The following is a 19186-nucleotide window of genomic DNA, read 5'->3' as shown; positions in this document are numbered from 1 at the left end:
GCCAATCCGGGTTCAGAGCTCGGGATAGATCGGGAAGCGTTTGCAGAGGGCGGCGACCTCGGCGCGGACCTTGGCCTCGACCTCGGCGTTGCCGTCCTCGCCGTTGGCGGCCAGGCCGTCGACCACCTCGATGATCCAGTCGGCGATCTGGCGGAACTCGGCCTCGCCGAAGCCGCGGGTGGTGCCCGCCGGCGATCCCAGCCGGATGCCACTGGTCACGGTGGGCTTTTCCGGATCGAAGGGCACGCCGTTCTTGTTGCAGGTGATATGCGCGCGCCCCAGCGCCTTTTCGGTGGCATTGCCCTTGACGCCCTTGGGCCGCAGGTCGACCAGCACCACATGCGTGTCGGTGCCATGCGTGACCGTGTCCAGCCCGCCCTTGATCAGCTGGTCCGACAGCGCCTGCGCGTTCCGGATCACGTTCTGCTGGTAGGTCTTGAAGTCCGGCCGCAGCGCCTCGCCGAAGGCCACCGCCTTGGCCGCGATCACATGCATCAGGGGGCCGCCCTGGATGCCGGGGAAGATCGCCGAATTCACTTTCTTTGCGATATCTTCATCATTGGTCAGGATCATGCCCCCACGCGGCCCGCGCAGGGTCTTGTGCGTGGTGGTGGTGGCCACATGGGCATGCGGGAAAGGCGAGGGATGTTCGCCCGCGGCCACCAGACCGGCGAAATGCGCCATGTCGACGTGCAGCCAGGCGCCGACGCTGTCGGCGATCTCGCGCATGCGGGCGAAATCGATCTGCCGCGGGATGGCCGACCCGCCGGCGATGATCATCTTCGGCTGGTGCTCCTGCGCCAGCGCCGCGACCTGGTCGTAGTCCAGCGTGTTGTCCTGCTGGCGCACGCCGTATTGCACGGCGTTGAACCACTTGCCGGACTGGTTCGGTTTCGCACCGTGGGTCAGATGGCCGCCGGCGTCCAGGCTCATGCCCAGGATGGTGTCGCCGGGCTTCAAAAGCGCCTGGAAGACACCCTGGTTGGCCTGGCTGCCCGAGTTCGGCTGCACGTTGGCAAAGCCGCAGTCGAACAGCTGTTTCGCCCGGTCGATGGCCAGGTTTTCGGCCACGTCAACCCACTGGCAGCCGCCATAGTAGCGCCGGCCGGGATAGCCTTCGGCGTATTTGTTCGTCATGACAGAGCCCTGCGCCTCCATCACCGCGCGAGAGACGATATTCTCGGAGGCGATCAGCTCGATCTCGTCGCGCTGCCGGCCAAGCTCGCCGGTGATCGAGCCAAACAGTTCGGGGTCGCACGAGGCGAGGGACTCGGTGAAGAAACCGTCGTCACGGTGGGGGGCGTTCATGGCGCTGCTCCTTTGGATTCGGATTGCGAGGTTTCGTATAGGAAACCGGCTCTGACTCAAAGTAGGTAAAGCGACGGGCTGCAACATACCAGCGGCATGGCGGCCCGGGCACTGGCCCCTGCCGGGAGTTTGTGCTTCCATCCGCTCCGGATGGAGACAACAGGAAACCCCCGATGAGCTTACGGATCGCCTTTTGTGCGTCCAACGCGCCGATCGCGCAATCGGCGCGCGCAGGTCTTACACGCCGCTATGGCGATCATGCCGAAGACGGTGCGGATGTGATCGTCGCGCTGGGTGGCGATGGTTTCATGCTGCACACGTTGCACCGGACGCAGGAACTGGCGGTGCCGGTCTACGGCATGAACCGGGGCACCGTGGGCTTTCTGATGAATGAATATTCCGAACACGGGCTGGTAGAACGGCTGACCGCGGCGGAAGAGGCGGTGATCAACCCGTTGGCCATGCGTGCGACCTGCACCGACGGCGAGATACACGAGGCTCTGGCAATCAACGAGGTTTCGCTGCACCGCTCGGGCAGCCAGGCGGCGCGGCTGCGGATCAGCGTCGATGGCCAGGTGCGTATGGCCGAACTGGTCTGCGACGGGGCGCTGGTGTCGACGCCCGCGGGATCGACCGCCTACAACTACTCGGCGCATGGGCCGATCCTGCCCATCGGCGCGGATGTGCTGGCGCTGACCCCGGTGGCGGCCTTTCGCCCCCGGCGCTGGCGCGGCGCGCTGCTACCCAAGGCGGCAGAGGTCAGTTTCGAGGTGCTGGAGGCCGAGAAACGCCCGGTCATGGCCGAGGCGGACGGGGCGGAGGTGCGCGATGTCCTGACAGTACAGATCCGGTCAGAGCCGGGCGTGGCGCACCGGGTGCTGTTCGACCCGGGGCACGGCCTTGAAGAGCGATTGATCCGCGAGCAGTTTGTCTGAAGCGACGGGGGGAGGCATGGAGACAGTGAGCCTCGTCCTGCTGGGAACGGTCGCCTTGATCCTATTGGTTTCGCTTCTTGGTTCTGTGCGCACGTTTTTCCGTGAGCGAAAGATCCGTCGCTTTCGGCGTGCCCAGCGCGATGCTGACCGGTTACAACGCCGCGTCGGACTGGACGACCCACGGGGGCGTCACTAGGGCGCTGGGTTGACCGAAGGGCAAGGCGGTCACTGCGTGTCCTGCGGCTCTTGCCCCCAGGCCTGTCAGGGCTGTTGTTCCTTCAGCTCGAACCCGTCCAATTCATAGCGCTTGCCGCAGGGGCCGTCGCCGTTGCCGCATTGCGCGCCCTGGACGATCAGGGTCAGGACGCCGGGCTGTCCGGTGATGGCCGCGTCCTGGATCGCGTTCAGGAAGATACGGCGATAACGGCCATCTTCCATCCCCAGCCAGAACGAGGTCAGGCAGCCGGCGGGGCCGCAGACCATGTCCGGCGTGCTGTCGCAAAACATCGCACCGTGGTTGATCCGCAGGTCCATCGGCGGTGTACCGTCGATGTCGATCTGCTGCGAGAAGCCATCTCTGACCGTCAATTGACCGTCCAGGACGGTGCAGGCCTCGCGCATGTCGCCAAGAATTTGCGTGGCGGGGTCGGCCAGGGTGCGCCGTTCCAGCTCGCGCTGGTCGAAGTCGGGCAAGGGGCAGTATTTCTGGACCTCGGTGATCGCCGCGTTGGACCCGATCAGCGTAAAGCGGTGGATGACCGGTGCGCTGTCGGCGCTGTCCCAGACATGCAGTTGCGCACGGATGCCGGCCTTGAGCCGGTCGATGCCGCGCAGGTGGGTTTCCTCCAGCGGGGCGCGAAAACTCTCCAGCCCGGTATGGCCGAAATCCAGCGACCCGGCCAGTTGCGAGCCGACGAACAGCAGGCTGTCCAGGCGCGGCGCCGCGACCATGCCGGGCATGTTCTGCGTCGTCAGGCGGTAGGCCAGGGGCTCTCCGGTGGCGCATCCAAGTTCAAAGCAGATGACTTCGTCGTTGCCGTTGCAGACGCGGGCCGTGTGATCGGTCGCCTCTTCGCCGCCGACGAACTCCCAGTTGGCCCAGGCGGCACCGGTCCAGGCGCAGAGGCCGGCAATGGCGAGGATCAGTGCCTTGAAGGCCTTGCTTTGCATGAAGAATCTCCTTTCGCGACGTCACGGGATGAGTCCATGCCCCGACCGGCAGGTCAAGTCATCCGGCGGATCACATCTGCGCAAGCGGATTCCGCGCCATAGTCCGGGTCGGGCCGGCTGCCGGTTGGGTCGAGTCGCTTTCCAACTTTGCAAAGCCGCATGATCGTCAAAGATCACAGCAAGGATTTCGGGGGTTTGCAAATCTTTGCAGGGAGAATTCGCAAATCTTCTGCGATAATCTGTCCTGACTGCCGGTAACAGACTTGCCCGTTTGGCGGTGCAGCGCCTAAGCGAATTGTCAGGGAATAGAGGAGGCACCCTCATGGGCTATCAAGACGTTTATGACAGTGCGCTGGCCGATCCGGAAGGCTTCTGGATGTCGGCGGCCGAGGCGATCGACTGGGAGAAGAAGCCCACCAAGGCCCTCTTCGACCGGGGTGACCACATGTACGAATGGTTCGCCGACGGGATGGTCAACACGTGCTGGAACGCGGTCGACCGTCATGTCGAGGCAGGGCGTGGCGAACAGACGGCGATCATCTACGACAGCCCGATCACCCATACCAAGCGCGAGATCTCCTATGTCGAGCTGCGCAACCGCGTGGCCAACTTGGCCGGTGCGCTGCGCGCCAAGGGCGTGGAAAAGGGGGACCGCGTCATCATCTACATGCCGATGATCCCCGAGGCATTGGAGGCCATGCTGGCCTGCGCCCGCCTTGGCGCGGTGCATTCGGTCGTCTTTGGCGGCTTTGCCTCCAACGAACTGGCGGTGCGGATCGACGACGCCCAGCCCAAGTGCATCATCGCCGCCTCCTGCGGGATGGAGCCGGGCCGCGTGGTTCACTACAAGCCGCTGCTCGATGGTGCCATCGAACAGGCCGCGCACAAGCCCGATTTCTGCGTGATCTTCCAGCGTGAGCAGGAAGTGGCGCACCTGGAAGAGGGGCGCGACTATAACTGGCACGGGTTCCAGTACGGTGTCGAGCCGGCGGAATGCGTGCCGGTCGAGGGCAACCACCCAGCCTATATTCTTTATACCTCCGGCACCACCGGCCAGCCCAAAGGTGTCGTGCGTCCCACGGCTGGGCACCTAGTGGCGCTGAACTGGACCATGAAGAACCTCTACAACGTCGATCCCGGCGACGTGTTCTGGGCGGCGTCGGACGTGGGCTGGGTCGTGGGCCATTCCTACATCTGCTACGGGCCGCTGATCCACGGCAACACCACCATCGTCTTCGAGGGCAAGCCCGTGGGCACCCCTGATGCGGGAACCTTCTGGCGGGTGATCTCCGAACATAAAGTGAAGTCCTTCTTCACCGCGCCCACCGCTTTCCGCGCCGTGAAGCGAGAGGATCCCAAGGGCGAATTCGTCGGACAATACGACCTGAGTTGTCTCAGGGCCGTCTACCTGGCGGGCGAACGCGCCGATCCGGACACGATTCAATGGGCGCAGGATCAGTTGAACGTGCCGGTGATTGACCACTGGTGGCAGACGGAAACCGGCTGGTGCATCGCGGGCAACCCGTTGGGCATCGAGGAATTGCCAACCAAGCTGGGCTCTCCGGCCAAGCCGATGCCGGGCTATGACATCCAGATCCTTGACGAGGGCGGCCACCCCATGCCGAAGGGTGAACTGGGCGCCATCGCGGTCAAGCTGCCGCTGCCGCCGGGTACGCTGCCGACGCTGTGGAATGCCGAGCCACGATTCCGCAAATCCTACCTGGAGCATTTCCCCGGCTACTATGAGACCGGTGACGCGGGCATGATCGACGAGGATGGCTACGTCTACATCATGGCGCGCACCGATGACGTCATCAATGTCGCCGGCCACCGCCTGTCGACGGGCGGCATGGAAGAGGTGCTGGCCAGCCATCCGGACGTGGCCGAATGCGCCGTGATCGGCGTGACCGACCAGCTGAAGGGCCAGCTGCCGCTGGGCTTCCTCTGCCTGTCCTCGGGCGTGAACCGCCCGCACGAGGAGATCGTGGCGGAAAGCGTCAAGCTGGTGCGGGACAAGATCGGCCCCGTCGCGGCCTTCAAGCTGGCCTGCGTGGTGGACCGCCTGCCCAAGACCCGGTCGGGCAAGATCCTGCGCCGGACGATGGTTCAGATCGCCGACGGAGAGGAGTTCAAAGTGCCGGCGACCATCGACGACCCGGCGATCCTGGACGAAATCAGGGAGGCACTGCAGGGGCTGGGTTACGCCAAGGCCTGATAGGCAGGACAGGGTTTCGCCGCCTTCGGCGGCGATCCGCGGGGGCTGTGCCCCCGCGTCTTCGACGCTCCCCCAGAGGTGTTTGGGGCCCAATGAAACAGGCGCCCGCGCCAGCCGAACGCGGGCGGTACCTGTTTGAACGCTGGAAGACAGAACGCCCGCCGCGGGACACGGCGGGCGCTTTGATTTCGGGCGGCCTGGGCGGCGAGCCTCAACTGTAGTGATCGACCGGCGTGCCTGCGATGGCGGCCATGTTCAGCAGGCCCCGTGCGGTGATCGAGGGCGTCACGATGTGAGCGCGGTTGCCCATGCCCATCAGGATCGGGCCAACCTCGAGGCCGCCGCCCTTCATCTTGAGGATGTTGCGCGTGGCCGAGGCGGCATCCGCATGGCCGAAGATCAGCACATTGGCCCCACCCTGCATCCGGTTGCCGGGGAAAAGGCGCGCGCGCAACTCGGGGTCGAGCGCGGCGTCGACGTTCATCTCGCCCTCGTAGCAGAAATCGCAGCCGCGATTGTCGAGGATTTCCAGCGCCGCGCGCAGCCGCTGGCCCGATCCTTCGGCCTGGTTGCCGAACTGCGACTGCGAGCAGAAGGCGATGTTGGGTTCGATCCCGAAGCGGCGGACGTGGCGCGCCGCGCCAATGGCGGTTTCGGCGACCTCCTCGGGCGTGGGCAGCAGCCGCACATGGGTGTCGGCGATGAACAGGGGGCCGTCTTCGAGGATCATCAGCGAGAGGGCACCATGCGGGTGCAGCTTGGACGAACCGAGGATCTCCCTGACATAGTTCAGGTGCCAGCGGTATTCGCCGAACGTGCCGCAGATCAGGCTGTCTGCCTCGTCGCGCTGGACCATGATGGCGCCGATGGCGGTGGTGTTGGTGCGCATGATCGCGCGCGCGAGGTCCGGCGTGACGCCGCGCCGGGCCATGATCTGGTGGTAGGTTTCCCAGTAATCACGATAGCGCGGGTCGTTTTCGGGGTTCACGATGTTGAAATCGCGGTCGGGGCGGATTTCCAGACCCATACGCTCGCAGCGGGTCTCGATTACCTCGGGGCGTCCGATCAGGATCGGGGTCTCGGTGGTCTCCTCGAGGATCGCCTGGGCGGCACGCAAGACGCGCTCGTCCTCACCTTCGGCAAAGACGATGCGGCGGCTGGCGGTGGCGGCGGCCTGGAAGACCGGGCGCATCAGCAGGGCGGACTTGTAGACACTTGCATCCAGCCGTTGCTTGTAGGTCTCGATGTCCGCGAGCGGGCGCATGGCGACGCCGCTTTCCATCGCCGCGCGGGCCACGGCGGTCGACACGACACCCGATAGGCGCGGGTCAAAGGGTTTGGGGATCAGGTAGTCGGCGCCGAAGGTCAGTTGCTCGCCGCGGTAGGCGGCGGCGGCCTCTGCTGACGTCGTGGCGCGGGCGAGCGCCGCAATGCCCTCGACACAGGCGACCTGCATCGCGTCGTTGATCTCTGTAGCACCCACGTCCAGCGCGCCGCGGAAGATGAAGGGGAAACAGAGGACGTTGTTGACCTGGTTGGGGAAATCGCTGCGCCCGGTGGCGATGATCGCATCCGGCGCGGCCTCGCGCGCGAGGTCGGGCATGATTTCGGGCGTGGGGTTGGCCAGCGCAAAGATGATCGGGCGCCGCGACATGCGCCTGACCATTTCCGGCTTGAGAACGCCGGGTCCGGACAGGCCGAGAAAGAGGTCGGCGCCGTCGATCACCTCGTCCAGCGTACGCTTGTCGGACGGCTGGGCAAAGGCGGCCTTTTGCGGGTTCATGTCCTCTGTCCGGCCTTCGTAGACCAGCCCGTGAATGTCGCAGAGCCAGACGTTCTCGCGCTTGACGCCCAGTTTCAGCAGCATGTTCAGGCAGGCGATACCCGCTGCGCCGCCGCCGGTGCTGACCACCTTGATATCGCCCCAGGCCTTGCCCGCGACGTGCAGCGCGTTGGTGGCCGCGGCGCCGACGACGATGGCAGTGCCGTGCTGGTCGTCGTGGAACACGGGGATGTTCATCCGCTCGCGGCAGATCTTCTCGACGATGAAGCAGTCGGGGGCCTTGATGTCCTCGAGGTTGATGGCGCCGAAGGTGGGTTCCAGCGCGCAGACGATCTCTGCCAGCTTCTCGGGGTCGGGCTCGTTCACCTCGATGTCGAAACAGTCGATGTCGGCGAACTTCTTGAACAGGACGGCCTTGCCTTCCATCACCGGCTTGGAGGCCAGCGCGCCGATGTTGCCCAGTCCCAGGACCGCGGTGCCGTTCGAGACCACGGCCACCAGGTTGCCGCGGGTCGTGTAACGGGCGGCGGCGCTTTCGTCCGCCTTGATCTCCATGCAGGCCTCGGCGACGCCGGGGGAATAGGCGCGGCTGAGGTCGCGGCCATTGGCCAGCGGCTTGGTGGCGCGAACCTCCAGTTTCCCGGGCTTGGGGTTCTCGTGATAGAACAGGGCCGCCTGGCGCAAGGTTTCGTTGCTGGATTCGGTCATGGGCAGGCCTTTCGGACAGGGGTAGTTCAACGGTAAACAATCGTGAACGCCGGGTGAAGACTCGTCTATGGCGGTACAGTTTTCGGCTAATTTTGTAAATCGCGCGCGACGCCCGGCACCGGGGGCGGAGTTGGCGGATTTTCCGACCCGACGACCCGGCGTTCACGCTTGCAATCGGGGCGCGCCAGTTTCACGATGAAGGCCCCGAAGTCCCGGAGGTCCCATGTCCCTTGCCGATGCGGCCCGCGCCGTGCGCGAAAACGCCTATACACCTTATTCCCGGTTCAAGGTGGGGGCCGCGCTGCGCACGCCCTCGGGGGCGATCTATGTCGGGTGCAACGTCGAGAACGTGGCCTACCCCGAAGGCACCTGCGCCGAGGCGGGGGCCATCGCGGCAATGGTGGCTGCGGGTGAGACCGAGATCGCCGAGGCCTATGTCATCGCCGACAGCGCCCACCCGGTGCCGCCCTGCGGCGGCTGTCGGCAGAAACTGTTCGAGTTCGCCAAGGGGCATACGCCGGTGACACTGGCCACGCTGGACGGTGTCGAAGAAAAGGTGACCGTGGCGGACCTGTTGCCGGGGGCCTTCGCCAACAGCCACATGGACCGCGCGTGATGGACGCAAGACGGGTCATTGCCGAGCTGCGGCGGGGCGAGGATCCGGCGCCGCGCGACCTGGCCTGGTTCGCGCAAGGGTTGGCCGATGGTACGGTCAGCGCGGCCCAGGGCGGGGCCTTCGCGATGGGTGTCTGCCTGCGTGGCCTTTCCGAGGCCGGGCGCGTGGCGCTTACTCTGGCAATGCGGGACTCGGGCCATGTGCTGGATTGGGATCTCGACGCCCCGGTGGTGGACAAGCATTCGACCGGCGGGGTGGGCGATTGCGTCAGCCTGGTGCTGGCGCCTGCGCTGGCCGCCTGCGGGGTCTATGTCCCGATGATTTCCGGCCGCGGGCTGGGCCATACCGGCGGCACGCTGGACAAGCTGGAGGCGATCCCCGGCTATACGGTCGGCGTGGACGAGGCCATGTTGCGGCATGTGGTGGGGGACGTGGGCTGCGCGATCGTCAGCGCCTCGGCCGATATCGCGCCCGCCGACAAGCGGCTGTACGCGATCCGCGACGTGACGGCGACGGTCGAGAGCCTCGACCTGATCACCGCGTCGATCCTGTCCAAGAAGCTGGCCACCGGGCTGCAATCGCTGGTGCTGGACGTCAAGACCGGCTCTGGCGCCTTCATGAAATCGCCCGATGACGCGCGCGCACTGGCCGAGGCATTGGTGGGCACCGCCAATGCCGCCGGCTGTCCCACGACCGCGCTTATCACCGACATGTCACAGCCACTGGCGCCCGCGCTGGGCAACGCGCTTGAAGTTGACGTCTCGATGGCGGTTCTTACGGGCGAGGCGCAGGGGCCCCTTCTGGACCTCTGTGTTGCTTTGGGGGCGGAATTGCTGACCACAGCGGGGATCGAGGGCGGGGAGGCGAAGCTGCGCAAGGCGATTGCCAGCGGCGCCGCGGCGGAACGGTTTGGCCGCATGGTCTATGCCCTTGGCGGTCCGCTGTCTTTTGTCGAGGATTGGCGGCGGTTCCTGCCCGAGGCGACGGTGATCCTTGAGGTTCCGGCCCCTGCCGACGGCGTTGTGACGGCGATGGACGGCGAGGCGCTGGGCCTCGCGGTGGTCGACCTGGGCGGCGGGCGCCGGGTCGAGACCGACGTGGTGAACCCGGCGGTCGGCCTGTCGGACATGGTGCGCCTGGGTGACAAGGTGCGCCGGGGGCAGCCGCTGTGCCGGGTGCACGCGGCACGCGAGGGGCAGGCCGCAGCAGCGGCGCAGGCGGTTCTGGACGCGATCACGCTGGGCGAGAGCGCGCCCGCCGGGACACCCCTGGTGCTGGAACGGGTGAGCTGATGCGGGCCTTTCTGGTGGTCATGGACTCGGTGGGGATCGGCGGGGCGCCGGATGCGGCGAGTTTCTTCAACGACGGCATGCCGGACAGCGGGGCGGATACGCTGGGCCATATCCTTGATGCCTGCGCGCGTGGCGCGGCAGAACAAGGGCGCAGCGGGCTGCTGCACCTGCCGACTATGGCGGGACTGGGCCTGTACCGGGCCGCCGATCTCGCCTCTGGCGGGGCGCGCGCCGGGGACCACCCCGTGACCGGGCTATGGGGGGCGGCGACGGAAGTCTCGAAAGGCAAGGACACGCCCTCGGGCCACTGGGAGCTGGCCGGTCTGCCGGTGCCCTGGGACTGGCATTATTTCCCCGATACCGTGCCCGCCTTTCCAAAGGGCCTGACGGACGAAGTCTGCCGCCTGGCGGGCACGGACGGCGTGCTGGCCAATTGCCACGGCTCCGGTACGGTCATGCTGGACCGGTACGGCGAGGAACACATCCGAACCGGAAAGCCGATCTGCTACACCTCCGCCGACAGCGTTTTCCAGATCGCCGCACATGAAGAGCACTTTGGCCTCGACCGGCTGCTGACACTATGCGCCGATCTTGCGCCGACCCTGCACGCGATGAAGGTGGGCCGGGTGATCGCGCGGCCCTTCGTCGGTGAGCCCGGCGGGTTCACCCGCACCGGCAACCGGCATGACTATGCCATCAAACCGCCGCAGCCGATCCTGACAAACTGGGTGCAGGAGGCGGGCCGCCGCGTCCATGCCGTGGGCAAGATCGGCGACATCTTTTCCATGAGCGGCATCGACGAGGTGCGCAAGGGCGACGATGTGACCTTGATGCGGCATCTGTCCGACCTGCTGGACGAGGCCGAGGACGGCTCGCTCACCTTTGCCAATTTCGTTGAATTCGATAGCCTTTACGGCCACCGCCGCGATGTCTCGGGCTATGCGCGTCACTTGGAATGGTTCGACGCGGAACTGGCCCGCCTGTTGCCGCGCCTGCGCGAGGGCGACCTGCTGCTGATCACCGCCGACCACGGCAACGACCCGACTTGGACCGGCACGGACCACACCCGCGAACGGGTGCCGGTGCTGATCGCGGGACGGGGCCAAGGCAGCATCGGGCAGGTTGGGTTTGCGGATGTGGCGGCCAGTGTCGCCGCGCATCTGGGTGTGCCGGCGCAAGGGCCGGGAAGGAGTTTCCTGTGAAAGACGAAGAAGAGCGCCGCCCGATCACGGACGAAGAACAATTGGACCGCATCGCGCGCCTGCCCAAGGTCGAATTGCACCTGCATTTCGAGGGCGGCGCACCGCCGGGGTTCATCCGCGGGCTGGCCAAGCAGAAGAAGGTCGACATCAGCGGGATCTTCAACGAGGACGGCTCCTACGCCTACCGCGACTTCTGGCATTTCCTCGAGGTCTACGAGGCGGCGACCTCTGTCCTGAAAACGCCCGAGGATTTCGCCCGGCTCTGTACCGCCGTGCTGGAGGAAAGCGCGCAAAACGGCGTGGTCTATTCGGAAACCTTCCTCAGCCCGGATTTCTGCGGTGGCGGCGACGTGGGGGCGTGGCGCGAGTACCTGCAGGCCATCCGGGAGGCGGCAGAGGCGGCGGAACGCGACATGGGCGTGACCCTGCGCGGCATCGTCACCTGCATTCGCCATTTCGGTCCGGAAAAGGCCAAGCGCGCGGCGCTCTGCGCGGCGGAAACCGCAGGCGACTGGCTGGTCGGCTTTGGCATGGGCGGGGACGAGAAACAGGGCCGCCAGGGCGATTTTGCCTACAGTTTCGACATGGCGCGCGAGGCCGGGCTGCGGCTGACCAGCCACGCGGGCGAATGGAACGGCCCGCAGGAGGTGCGCGAGGCGGTCGAGGATCTGCGCGTCGAGCGCATCGGCCACGGGGTGCGCGCGGCCTCTGACCTGGCGGTCGTCGACATGCTGGCCGAACGCGGGATCACGCTGGAGGTCTGTCCGGGATCCAATGTCTTTCTAGGGGTCTATCCCACGCTCAGGGCGCATCCCGTCGACATGCTGCGCAAACGGGGGGTGAATGTCACCGTATCGACCGATGATCCGCCATTCTTCCACACGACCATGCGGCAAGAGTACCTTGGCCTTGCACGCGCCTTCGGTTGGGACGAAGAGGTATTCGCAGAGATCAACCGCACCGCCCTTGATGCCGCATTCTGCGACGCGGCCACGAAAGAGGCGGTCCTGAAGAAACTGGAGCACGCATGAGCGAGACCCTCACCGTCGTCAAACACCCGCTGGTACAGCACAAGCTGACCCTGATGCGCGAAAAGGGCACCTCGACCGCCAGTTTCCGGCGGTTGCTGCGGGAAATCAGCCTGCTGCTGGCCTACGAGATCACCCGGGACCTTCCGCTGTCGGAGCGGCGCATCGAAACCCCCATGTGCGAGATGGACGCGCCGGTGATCGAGGGCAAGAAGCTGGCGCTGATCTCGATCCTGCGGGCGGGCAACGGCCTGTTGGACGGCATTCTGGAACTGGTCCCGGCGGCGCGGGTCGGCTTTGTCGGGCTTTACCGCGACGAGGAAACGCTGCAGCCGGTCCAGTATTACAACAAGCTGCCGACGCAGATGAACTCGCGCCTGGCGATTGTGGTGGACCCGATGCTGGCCACCGGCAACTCCTCGGCGGCTGCCGTCGACCTGGTGAAACAGGCCGGTGCCACCGACATCCGCTTTCTCTGCCTGCTGGCGGCGCCCGAGGGTGTGCGGCGCATGGCCGAGGCGCATCCTGACGTGCCGGTCGTCACTGCCGCGCTCGACGAGCGGCTGAACGAACAAGGCTACATCGTTCCGGGTCTCGGCGACGCGGGCGACCGGATGTTCGGCACCAAGTAAGGACGCAGGCGGCGGGTCGGGCGTCCCCTTTGGCGGGGCGTCCCGCCAGCCGCGACAATCCCTCGGAAACCCTATCATTGTGCATGGCCGTGGCCGTGGTGAACTCCGGCAGGCCAAGGTTTTCAAGGCTTTACAGGTCGTGTTCCGACGCGATACTCTGATGGGTAGCATCTGTGGGGACAGACATGACGTTGAAATCGCTTCCATTTCTTGCGCTTGCCGTTTCCGGATTCGGAATTCTTTCTCTGCCAGCGGCCGCGCAAACCTCCGCCCGGGATGTTCCGGCCAACTTCCCTCCAGCCTCTTTCACGGGCCGCCAGTTCGTCGATAACCGGGGCTGCGTCTATGTGCGTGCCGGCTATGACGGGGCGGTGACATGGGTGCCAAGGGTTACGCGTCAGCGCGAACAGATCTGCGGCCAGACGCCGACCTTCGGATCGCAAGATGTGGCTGCACCCGCCCCGCCTGCGCCCACCACGACCGAGCCGGTGCAGATCACGGTGACGCCGCCCGCCGCCGCCTCGGCCCCGGCACGCACGACGACAACGGCGCCGGCGGCCACGCCGCGTTCCACCGTCCGCGCGGTCAAGCCGGTGACGGCGCAACCGCCGCGCATTGTGCGTCGCGTGCCCAGGTCCGTCGTGCCGTCCCCACGGGCACCGGCGCTGCAGGCCGCATCGGGCGCTTTTGCCTGCGTCGACGGAGAGACCTTCCGCGTGGTGAACGGGATGAAGCTGCGCGCCAGCTGTGGCCCGCAGACAGCACCCCATGCCACCATCATCCGCCGTGGCGAGGCGCCCGCCCCGGGCAAGAACGTCCATTACAACAGGAACAGCTGGCACGGCAGCAGCCTGACCTTGCCGCCGGAAACGCGGATCGTGCCCAAACATGTGTTTGAGAAGCAGGACACCCAGGTCGCGCATGTTCCCACAGGCTATCGTCCCGCCTGGAGCGATGACCGGCTGAATCCCTATCGTGCCTGGCAGACCGTCAAGGGCCACCAGGACACCCAGAAGGTCTGGACCAACACAGTCCCGCGCAAGCTGGTCGTCCAGGCGCGCCGCCACGAGGTCAAACCGCCGGTCATCGTTGGCCGGGCCGCGTCGCCGCTGCCACTGACCACCATGGCCGTCCCTGGTGGCAAAGCCCCCAGGGCTTCGGGCGAACCGGAGGTCAAGGTGGGCCGCTGGATCGAGGTCGGGGCCTTCACCACGTCGGACAAGGCGCGGTATGCGGCGCATCGGCTGCAATCCTCCGGCCTCAGCGTGCGCATGGCTAACATCAGCCGCAACGGGCGGCATCTGTCGCTGCTGCGGGTCGGGCCCTATGCCACTTTCGACGAATTGAAGATGGCGCTGCGTCGGGTTCATAGCACCGGGTATACCCAAGCCTACATCCGCTGAACGCGATGAGCCGGGAACCGTCGACGCCCGTCTGCCACCGGCAGGCGGGCGTTTTCTTTCGGTTCGATCCGTCTGGTTCTCAGGCGCCGCAGATCCCCTGCAGGCGAACCCAGTCCGCATCGCTGAGCACCTGTCGGCTGCCTTCGCCGGCGCGAGGGTCGGCCTCGATCAGGGCAAGCGTGCGTTCTCCGGTGATGTCCAGCGCATAGGCAAAGGGCGTGCTGCGAATATCGGCGCGGTCAAAGGCGGCGATCAGGGGATCGGTCGGCGGCAGGGCCGGCGTTTCGGCCATGATGTGTTCGGCATAGGACGACAGCGCGCCATCGGGCAGGGCGCCCGTCGTCAAGAGGCGTAAGCTGGCCACCAGCCCCGTGTGATCCAGCAGCGCGGCCAGCGGATCGGTCTCCGCGGCGCGCACCGTCTCGGCCAGCACAAAGCCTGCCGCCACATCGGGATCCTCGAAATCCTCGACGACCCCGTGGTTCAACAGGATGATCCCGCCGGGCAGATGCGCGCTGACTCGTGCGCCGCCGGGCAAGATCACGATCCTGCCCCGGTTCAACAGGCGGCTGGCCAGCCGCTCCAGCGGCTGCTGCGCGTCGCGGGTTGCGCAGGGTTTGCCCGCGACCCTTTCGATATGGTGCAACAGGTTGTTGCCGATCTCGACCCGTTTGACCGGCGGCACCACGGTCACCGCGTAGCGTTCCAGTGCATTCGGCAACCAGAAGACAGCCGCCGCCGCAAGCGCGGCCAATGTGCCGCCTGTCAGCAGGAACCGCAGCTTGCCGGGGCGCGGACGTCGCCGGTCGATGGCGCGCAGCAACCGGTCGATCCCGTTGATCATCTCGCTCTCGGAGCCGTCCAGTTCCAGCGTTTCCTCGGGAGCATTGTCGGGGTGATAGATGGCCGGGATGTCCTTGCCATTGGCCCGGTTGACCGCCCCCAGCGACCAATGCGCCAGCGCGGTGCCATTGATGTCCGAGAGCGTCAGCGTCGCCTCGCCCAGGGACACGATCACTTCGCGCCGCTGCTCGTCCGGCGACGGACGCCAGAGGCCGGTCGCTTCGAGACGGGAAAATTGTTTCAGGGCGGTCATCGGGGCCTGCTCTGCCTCGTGTTTGCCGGACGCTAGCACGGGGCGCGGGGTTGGGCAATCTGGCCCGCACCGCCGACGGCAGGATCAACTGGGGTCAATGACGCTGTAGGGGCCGAAGGCCCGGTCCCGCTTCGGGATCAAGTCGCTTTCGAACCGGACGTGGGCCGCCGCGATGTCGGGATCATCGACAACGAGGATCGTCTCTATAGGGCTGCCCTGACCACGACACCGCCCACCTTCTCCAGCAGTGGCAAAGCTGTCGCCTGGCTGGTCGGGTAGGCGTCCCTGTCTTCAGGGTTGGGCGTCAGGCAGGCATTGACGCAAACGCCCATCTTTCCCTCAAGGATCGGCAGTGGCCAACGTGCGTGGGGACGCATCATGCCCTTGCCGATGGGAAGATCCTAAACAGCGCCGGCAGGTCGGGGCGCCACGAGGATGGCGTTTCCTCACTCCAGCGACTTGGCGGCCTCGCGCAGCGCGAATTTCTGGATCTTGCCGGTCGAGGTCTTGGGCAGTTCCTGGAAGACCACGGCCTTGGGGGTCTTGAACCCGGCCAGCCGTTCGCGGGCATAGGCGACAAGCTCGGCTTCGGTGACCTCGTGCCCGTCCTTCAGTTCGACGAAGGCACAGGGCACCTCGCCCCATTTCTCGTCCGGCTTGGCGACCACGGCACAAAGCAGCACCGCGTCATGGCCCATTAGAACGCCCTCGACCTCGACCGAAGATATGTTCTCGCCCCCCGAGATGATGATGTCCTTGGCCCGGTCGGCGATCTGCAGGTAGTTGTCCGGGTGCATCACGGCGATGTCGCCGGAATGGAAATAGCCGCCGGCAAAGGATTCCGACGTGGCCTTCGGGTTCTTGTAGTAGCCTTTCATGACACCGTTGCCGCGGAACTTGATCTCGCCCTTGGTTTCGCCGTCGCGGGTGACATCCGCGCCGGCCTCGTCATGGACCGTGATGTCCTCCATGAAAGGCATGGCGACGCCCTGGCGGGCCTTGATGGCGGCGCGTTCGTCGCCCTGTTTCGGCTCCCATTCGGCTTTCCAGGTGCATTCCGTGGCCGGCCCGTAGGTTTCGGTCAGCCCGTAGACCTGCGTCACGTTGAATCCCATCGGCTCGATCTTGGCCAGTGTGGCGGGGGCAGGGGGGGCGCCCGCCGTAAAGACCTCGACGATGTGGTCGAATTCGCGCCGCTCGGAGTCGGGTGCGTTGATCAGCGTGTTCAGCACGATCGGCGCACCGCCGAAATGCGTTGCGCCCTCGTCCGCGATGGCGTCATAGATCGCCTTGGCGCGGATCTCGCGGCAGCAGACGATGGTGCCGCCCAGTGCGGGCATCATCCAAGTGTGGCACCAGCCGTTGCAGTGGAACAGCGGCACGATGGTCAGGTAGACCGGGTGCAGCACCATGCGCCAGGACAGGATCTGTCCCATGGCGTTCAGATAGGCGCCGCGGTGATGATAGACCACGCCCTTGGGCCGCCCGGTGGTGCCCGAGGTGTAGTTGAGCGCGATGCTCTCCCATTCGTCTTCCGGCATGATCCAGTCGAATTCGGGGTCGCCGGTTTCAAGAAAGGCCTCGTATTCGGTGTAGTGGCCTTGGCCATGCACGCCCGCGTGGTCGTCGGCCACCTCGACGATCATGGGGGGCTCACCTTCCATGATCTCGGTCGCCTCGGCGAGGACGGGAAGGAACTGCGGATCGCAGAGCACGACCTTGGCGCCGCCGTGGTCGAGGATATAGGCCACCGTGGTCACGTCCAGCCGGGTGTTGATCGCGTTCAGGATGGCGCCACAGGCAGGCACCCCGAAATGTGCCTCTGCCTGGGCGGGGATGTTGGGCAGCATGGTCGCCACCACGTCGCCCGGGCGCACGCCGGATTGCGCCAGGGCAGAGGCCAGCCGCGTGACGCGGGTGATGTACTGGGCATAGGTCTTGCGGTGAGGGCCATAGACCACGGCCAGGTGATCGGGCCAGATCGTGCCCGCGCGACGCAGAAAGCTCAGCGGGGTCAGCGGCACGAAGTTCGCCGTGTTTCTGCCCAGTCCGGTTTCGTCAGCAAGCCAGCCCATGAGATCCTCCGTTGCCAGGTTTCGGGCGGACTATGCGCAAGAAAGTTGCGCAAGAAAAGCCCCGTTCAGAGTTGCCTTGCGCCACGGTGATCGTCGGAACGGGCGCGGCGCAATCGACTTTCCTCCGGATCGGATCCTTTCTAACCTGCGGCCATGATCCTTTCGCCCGGTCGCCGGTACATCTTTGTCCATATCCCCAAGACCGGAGGCACCTCGATGGCGCTGGCGTTGGAGGCGCGCGCCCATCGCGATGACATACCCATCGGGGACACGCCCAAGGCCCGGCGGCGACGGTCCCGGGCCAAGGCATTGGCAGAGCGCGCGCAGGGGCGGATCTGGAAACATTCGACCCTTGCCGATCTGGACGGTGCGCTGACGGCCGAGGAGATCGCGGGGATGTTCTGTTTCTGCCTCGTCCGCAATCCCTGGGACCGGGTGGTCAGCTATTATCACTGGCTGCGTGCGCAGGGGTTCGATCATCCCGCCGTGACGCTGGCCAAGGCGCATGATTTCGCGGGCTTCCTGCACCAGGGGCATACGCAGGCCACGCTGCGCGCCTGGCCCTACGCGCGGTACATGCGCGATGCCGGGGGGCGCGAGCATGGGCATTTCCTGCGGCTGGAACACCTTGATGCGGACATGGCGCCGCTGGTCGCCCATCTTGGGTTCCGGCCCGAGGTGCCGCACGAGAACCGATCGGACCGGCAGGCGGGCCATGCCGCCTACTACGATGACGAAACCCGTACCATCGTGGCCGAGCTATGTGCCGAGGACATCGCGCGCTTTGGTTATCGCTTTGGCGCGCAGGATTGAGCCGTTCCGGGATCAGGGGCAGACATTGTCGATTTCCAAAAACCCACCCCTTTGAGGACCCGTCCACCAAGCAGGTTCATGCGGCGGCCGGACACGCGTTGCACTCGGGACCGGCTGTCCGGCCGGGTCCGGGCCGCGATGTCATCGGCCGGGGACAGCTCGTGCCGGGGCGCGCCTCAGCGCAGGGGTTCGAACCGCGCGTCGGTCATCCGGCAGTCCCGCACCACGTCGCGGCCGCAGGGCACCGGGTCCAGCCCCTTGGACAGGCAGATGCGGACCTCCTGGATGTGACCATCCCGGCAGGTGACGGTGATCATGTCGGGTTCCAGCTGCGGGTTCGCCTTGATGAAGGCCTCTTCGACCAGCGAGGCGGGCAGGGTCACGGTCTTGTCCAGCTTGCGAAAGGCCTCGGGGCGGGTGATCTTGCCGTAGGCCTCGCGCGAGAGGGCGTAGTATTGCGCCGCAGACAGGCCGGTGCAGACGCCGTGTTTCTTCCACTGATGCCAGGCCAGCCCGCCGGATCCCATGATGTCGGTCATCTCGCCGGTCATGCGGCGCGAGGGCGCGCGTTCCACCGTCGGGCAGTAATCTGGCCAACCGCGATGATACTGAGGCCACAGACCGTGCAGCAGCCAGCCGGCGTCGCTATTGCACTGCTCGGCGTTGCGGGCGTCGCCCTCCAGCGCGCACCAGTTCGGGGACCAGCTGAGCGCCATGACGTAGTAGTCGAACTCTCCCGCCCGGTCGCCTTCGGCGCGCAAAGCCCCGCCGATGGACAGGGCGGCCAGCAGCAGAACACTGATCAATCGCATTTTCGCTTCCCCTTTGACTGCGAGATCACTATATAGACGCCGAGTTTCCCGACAACGGTAACCCGCTCCGCCCGCCGGAGCCGCCCTTGGCCCCAGAC

General features: G+C 66.0%; 16 protein-coding genes. 9 read left to right on the top strand and 7 right to left on the bottom strand.

What is annotated here, in order from left to right; all coding sequences use genetic code 11:
• Nucleotides 1–12 precede the first annotated feature (12 nt).
• Nucleotides 13–1308: a serine hydroxymethyltransferase gene (gene glyA / locus ACQY5B_RS19255; protein ID WP_420327890.1), complete on the bottom strand. Its 1296-nt coding sequence runs from the start codon at nt 1306–1308 to the stop codon at nt 13–15.
• A 173-nt stretch (nt 1309–1481) separates the two neighbouring features.
• On the opposite strand from glyA, the gene ACQY5B_RS19250 reads away from it, so the two are divergent.
• Entirely contained in the window at nt 1482–2243 is a 762-nt protein-coding gene (locus ACQY5B_RS19250; RefSeq protein ID WP_305971461.1) for an NAD kinase, read from the top strand.
• Nucleotides 2244–2504: 261 nt separating this feature from the next.
• Here ACQY5B_RS19250 and ACQY5B_RS19245 read toward each other — a convergent pair whose 3' ends face one another.
• The gene (locus tag ACQY5B_RS19245; RefSeq protein ID WP_420327891.1) at nt 2505–3413 is read right to left on the bottom strand and encodes a hypothetical protein; all 909 of its coding nucleotides are present in this window, start codon (nt 3411–3413) and stop codon (nt 2505–2507) included.
• A 322-nt stretch (nt 3414–3735) separates the two neighbouring features.
• Between ACQY5B_RS19245 and prpE the strand changes: the two genes are divergently transcribed.
• A complete protein-coding gene (prpE, locus tag ACQY5B_RS19240) occupies nt 3736–5628 on the top strand; it encodes a propionate-CoA ligase PrpE (protein WP_305971459.1) in 1893 nt (630 codons plus the stop codon).
• A 211-nt stretch (nt 5629–5839) separates the two neighbouring features.
• Here prpE and ACQY5B_RS19235 read toward each other — a convergent pair whose 3' ends face one another.
• The gene (locus tag ACQY5B_RS19235; RefSeq protein WP_420327892.1) at nt 5840–8119 is read right to left on the bottom strand and encodes an NADP-dependent malic enzyme; all 2280 of its coding nucleotides are present in this window, start codon (nt 8117–8119) and stop codon (nt 5840–5842) included.
• 223 nt (nt 8120–8342) lie between these two features.
• On the opposite strand from ACQY5B_RS19235, the gene ACQY5B_RS19230 reads away from it, so the two are divergent.
• From ACQY5B_RS19230 to upp, 5 genes are read left to right on the top strand one after another with little or no spacing between them, the layout of a single operon-like run.
• Nucleotides 8343–8735: a cytidine deaminase gene (locus ACQY5B_RS19230; protein ID WP_420327893.1), complete on the top strand. Its 393-nt coding sequence runs from the start codon at nt 8343–8345 to the stop codon at nt 8733–8735.
• Nucleotides 8735–10027, top strand: coding sequence for a thymidine phosphorylase (locus ACQY5B_RS19225; protein ID WP_420327894.1), 1293 nt, complete (start codon nt 8735–8737; stop codon nt 10025–10027). Before ACQY5B_RS19230 ends, ACQY5B_RS19225 begins: the two co-directional genes overlap by 1 nt.
• Nucleotides 10027–11229, top strand: a complete 1203-nt coding sequence (locus ACQY5B_RS19220; protein ID WP_420327895.1) for a phosphopentomutase — start codon at nt 10027–10029, stop codon at nt 11227–11229. The genes ACQY5B_RS19225 and ACQY5B_RS19220 overlap by 1 nt, the downstream gene beginning before the upstream one ends.
• A complete protein-coding gene (locus tag ACQY5B_RS19215) occupies nt 11226–12260 on the top strand; it encodes an adenosine deaminase (protein WP_420327896.1) in 1035 nt (344 codons plus the stop codon). Before ACQY5B_RS19220 ends, ACQY5B_RS19215 begins: the two co-directional genes overlap by 4 nt.
• Nucleotides 12257–12889: a uracil phosphoribosyltransferase gene (gene upp, locus ACQY5B_RS19210; RefSeq protein WP_420327897.1), complete on the top strand. Its 633-nt coding sequence runs from the start codon at nt 12257–12259 to the stop codon at nt 12887–12889. The genes ACQY5B_RS19215 and upp overlap by 4 nt, the downstream gene beginning before the upstream one ends.
• Nucleotides 12890–13286: 397 nt before the next feature.
• Here upp and ACQY5B_RS19205 read toward each other — a convergent pair whose 3' ends face one another.
• Complete coding sequence (locus tag ACQY5B_RS19205) at nt 13287–13505, bottom strand: hypothetical protein (protein WP_420327898.1); 219 nt, start codon at nt 13503–13505, stop codon at nt 13287–13289.
• Between the two features lie 10 nt (nt 13506–13515).
• Between ACQY5B_RS19205 and ACQY5B_RS19200 the strand changes: the two genes are divergently transcribed.
• Nucleotides 13516–14292 (top strand): SPOR domain-containing protein, encoded by a 777-nt coding sequence (locus ACQY5B_RS19200; protein ID WP_420327899.1) that lies wholly within the window; start codon nt 13516–13518, stop codon nt 14290–14292.
• A 79-nt stretch (nt 14293–14371) separates the two neighbouring features.
• Here ACQY5B_RS19200 and ACQY5B_RS19195 read toward each other — a convergent pair whose 3' ends face one another.
• Complete coding sequence (locus ACQY5B_RS19195) at nt 14372–15427, bottom strand: hypothetical protein (RefSeq protein WP_420327900.1); 1056 nt, start codon at nt 15425–15427, stop codon at nt 14372–14374.
• Between the two features lie 407 nt (nt 15428–15834).
• Complete coding sequence (locus ACQY5B_RS19190) at nt 15835–17463, bottom strand: AMP-binding protein (RefSeq protein ID WP_420327901.1); 1629 nt, start codon at nt 17461–17463, stop codon at nt 15835–15837.
• A gap of 153 nt (nt 17464–17616) precedes the next feature.
• Between ACQY5B_RS19190 and ACQY5B_RS19185 the strand changes: the two genes are divergently transcribed.
• The gene (locus tag ACQY5B_RS19185; protein ID WP_420327902.1) at nt 17617–18276 is read left to right on the top strand and encodes a sulfotransferase family 2 domain-containing protein; all 660 of its coding nucleotides are present in this window, start codon (nt 17617–17619) and stop codon (nt 18274–18276) included.
• Nucleotides 18277–18452: 176 nt separating this feature from the next.
• On the opposite strand, the gene ACQY5B_RS19180 is transcribed toward ACQY5B_RS19185, so the two are convergent.
• Nucleotides 18453–19088 carry a ribonuclease T2 family protein gene (locus tag ACQY5B_RS19180; RefSeq protein WP_420327903.1) on the bottom strand — a complete coding sequence of 212 codons (636 nt, stop codon included), beginning with the start codon at nt 19086–19088 and terminating at the stop codon, nt 18453–18455.
• Between the last annotated feature and the right edge of the window lie 98 nt (nt 19089–19186).

The organism is Antarctobacter sp. (assembly GCF_965277915.1).
Classification (GTDB): domain Bacteria; phylum Pseudomonadota; class Alphaproteobacteria; order Rhodobacterales; family Rhodobacteraceae; genus Antarctobacter.
This window is presented reverse-complemented; position numbering and strand designations above follow the sequence as displayed.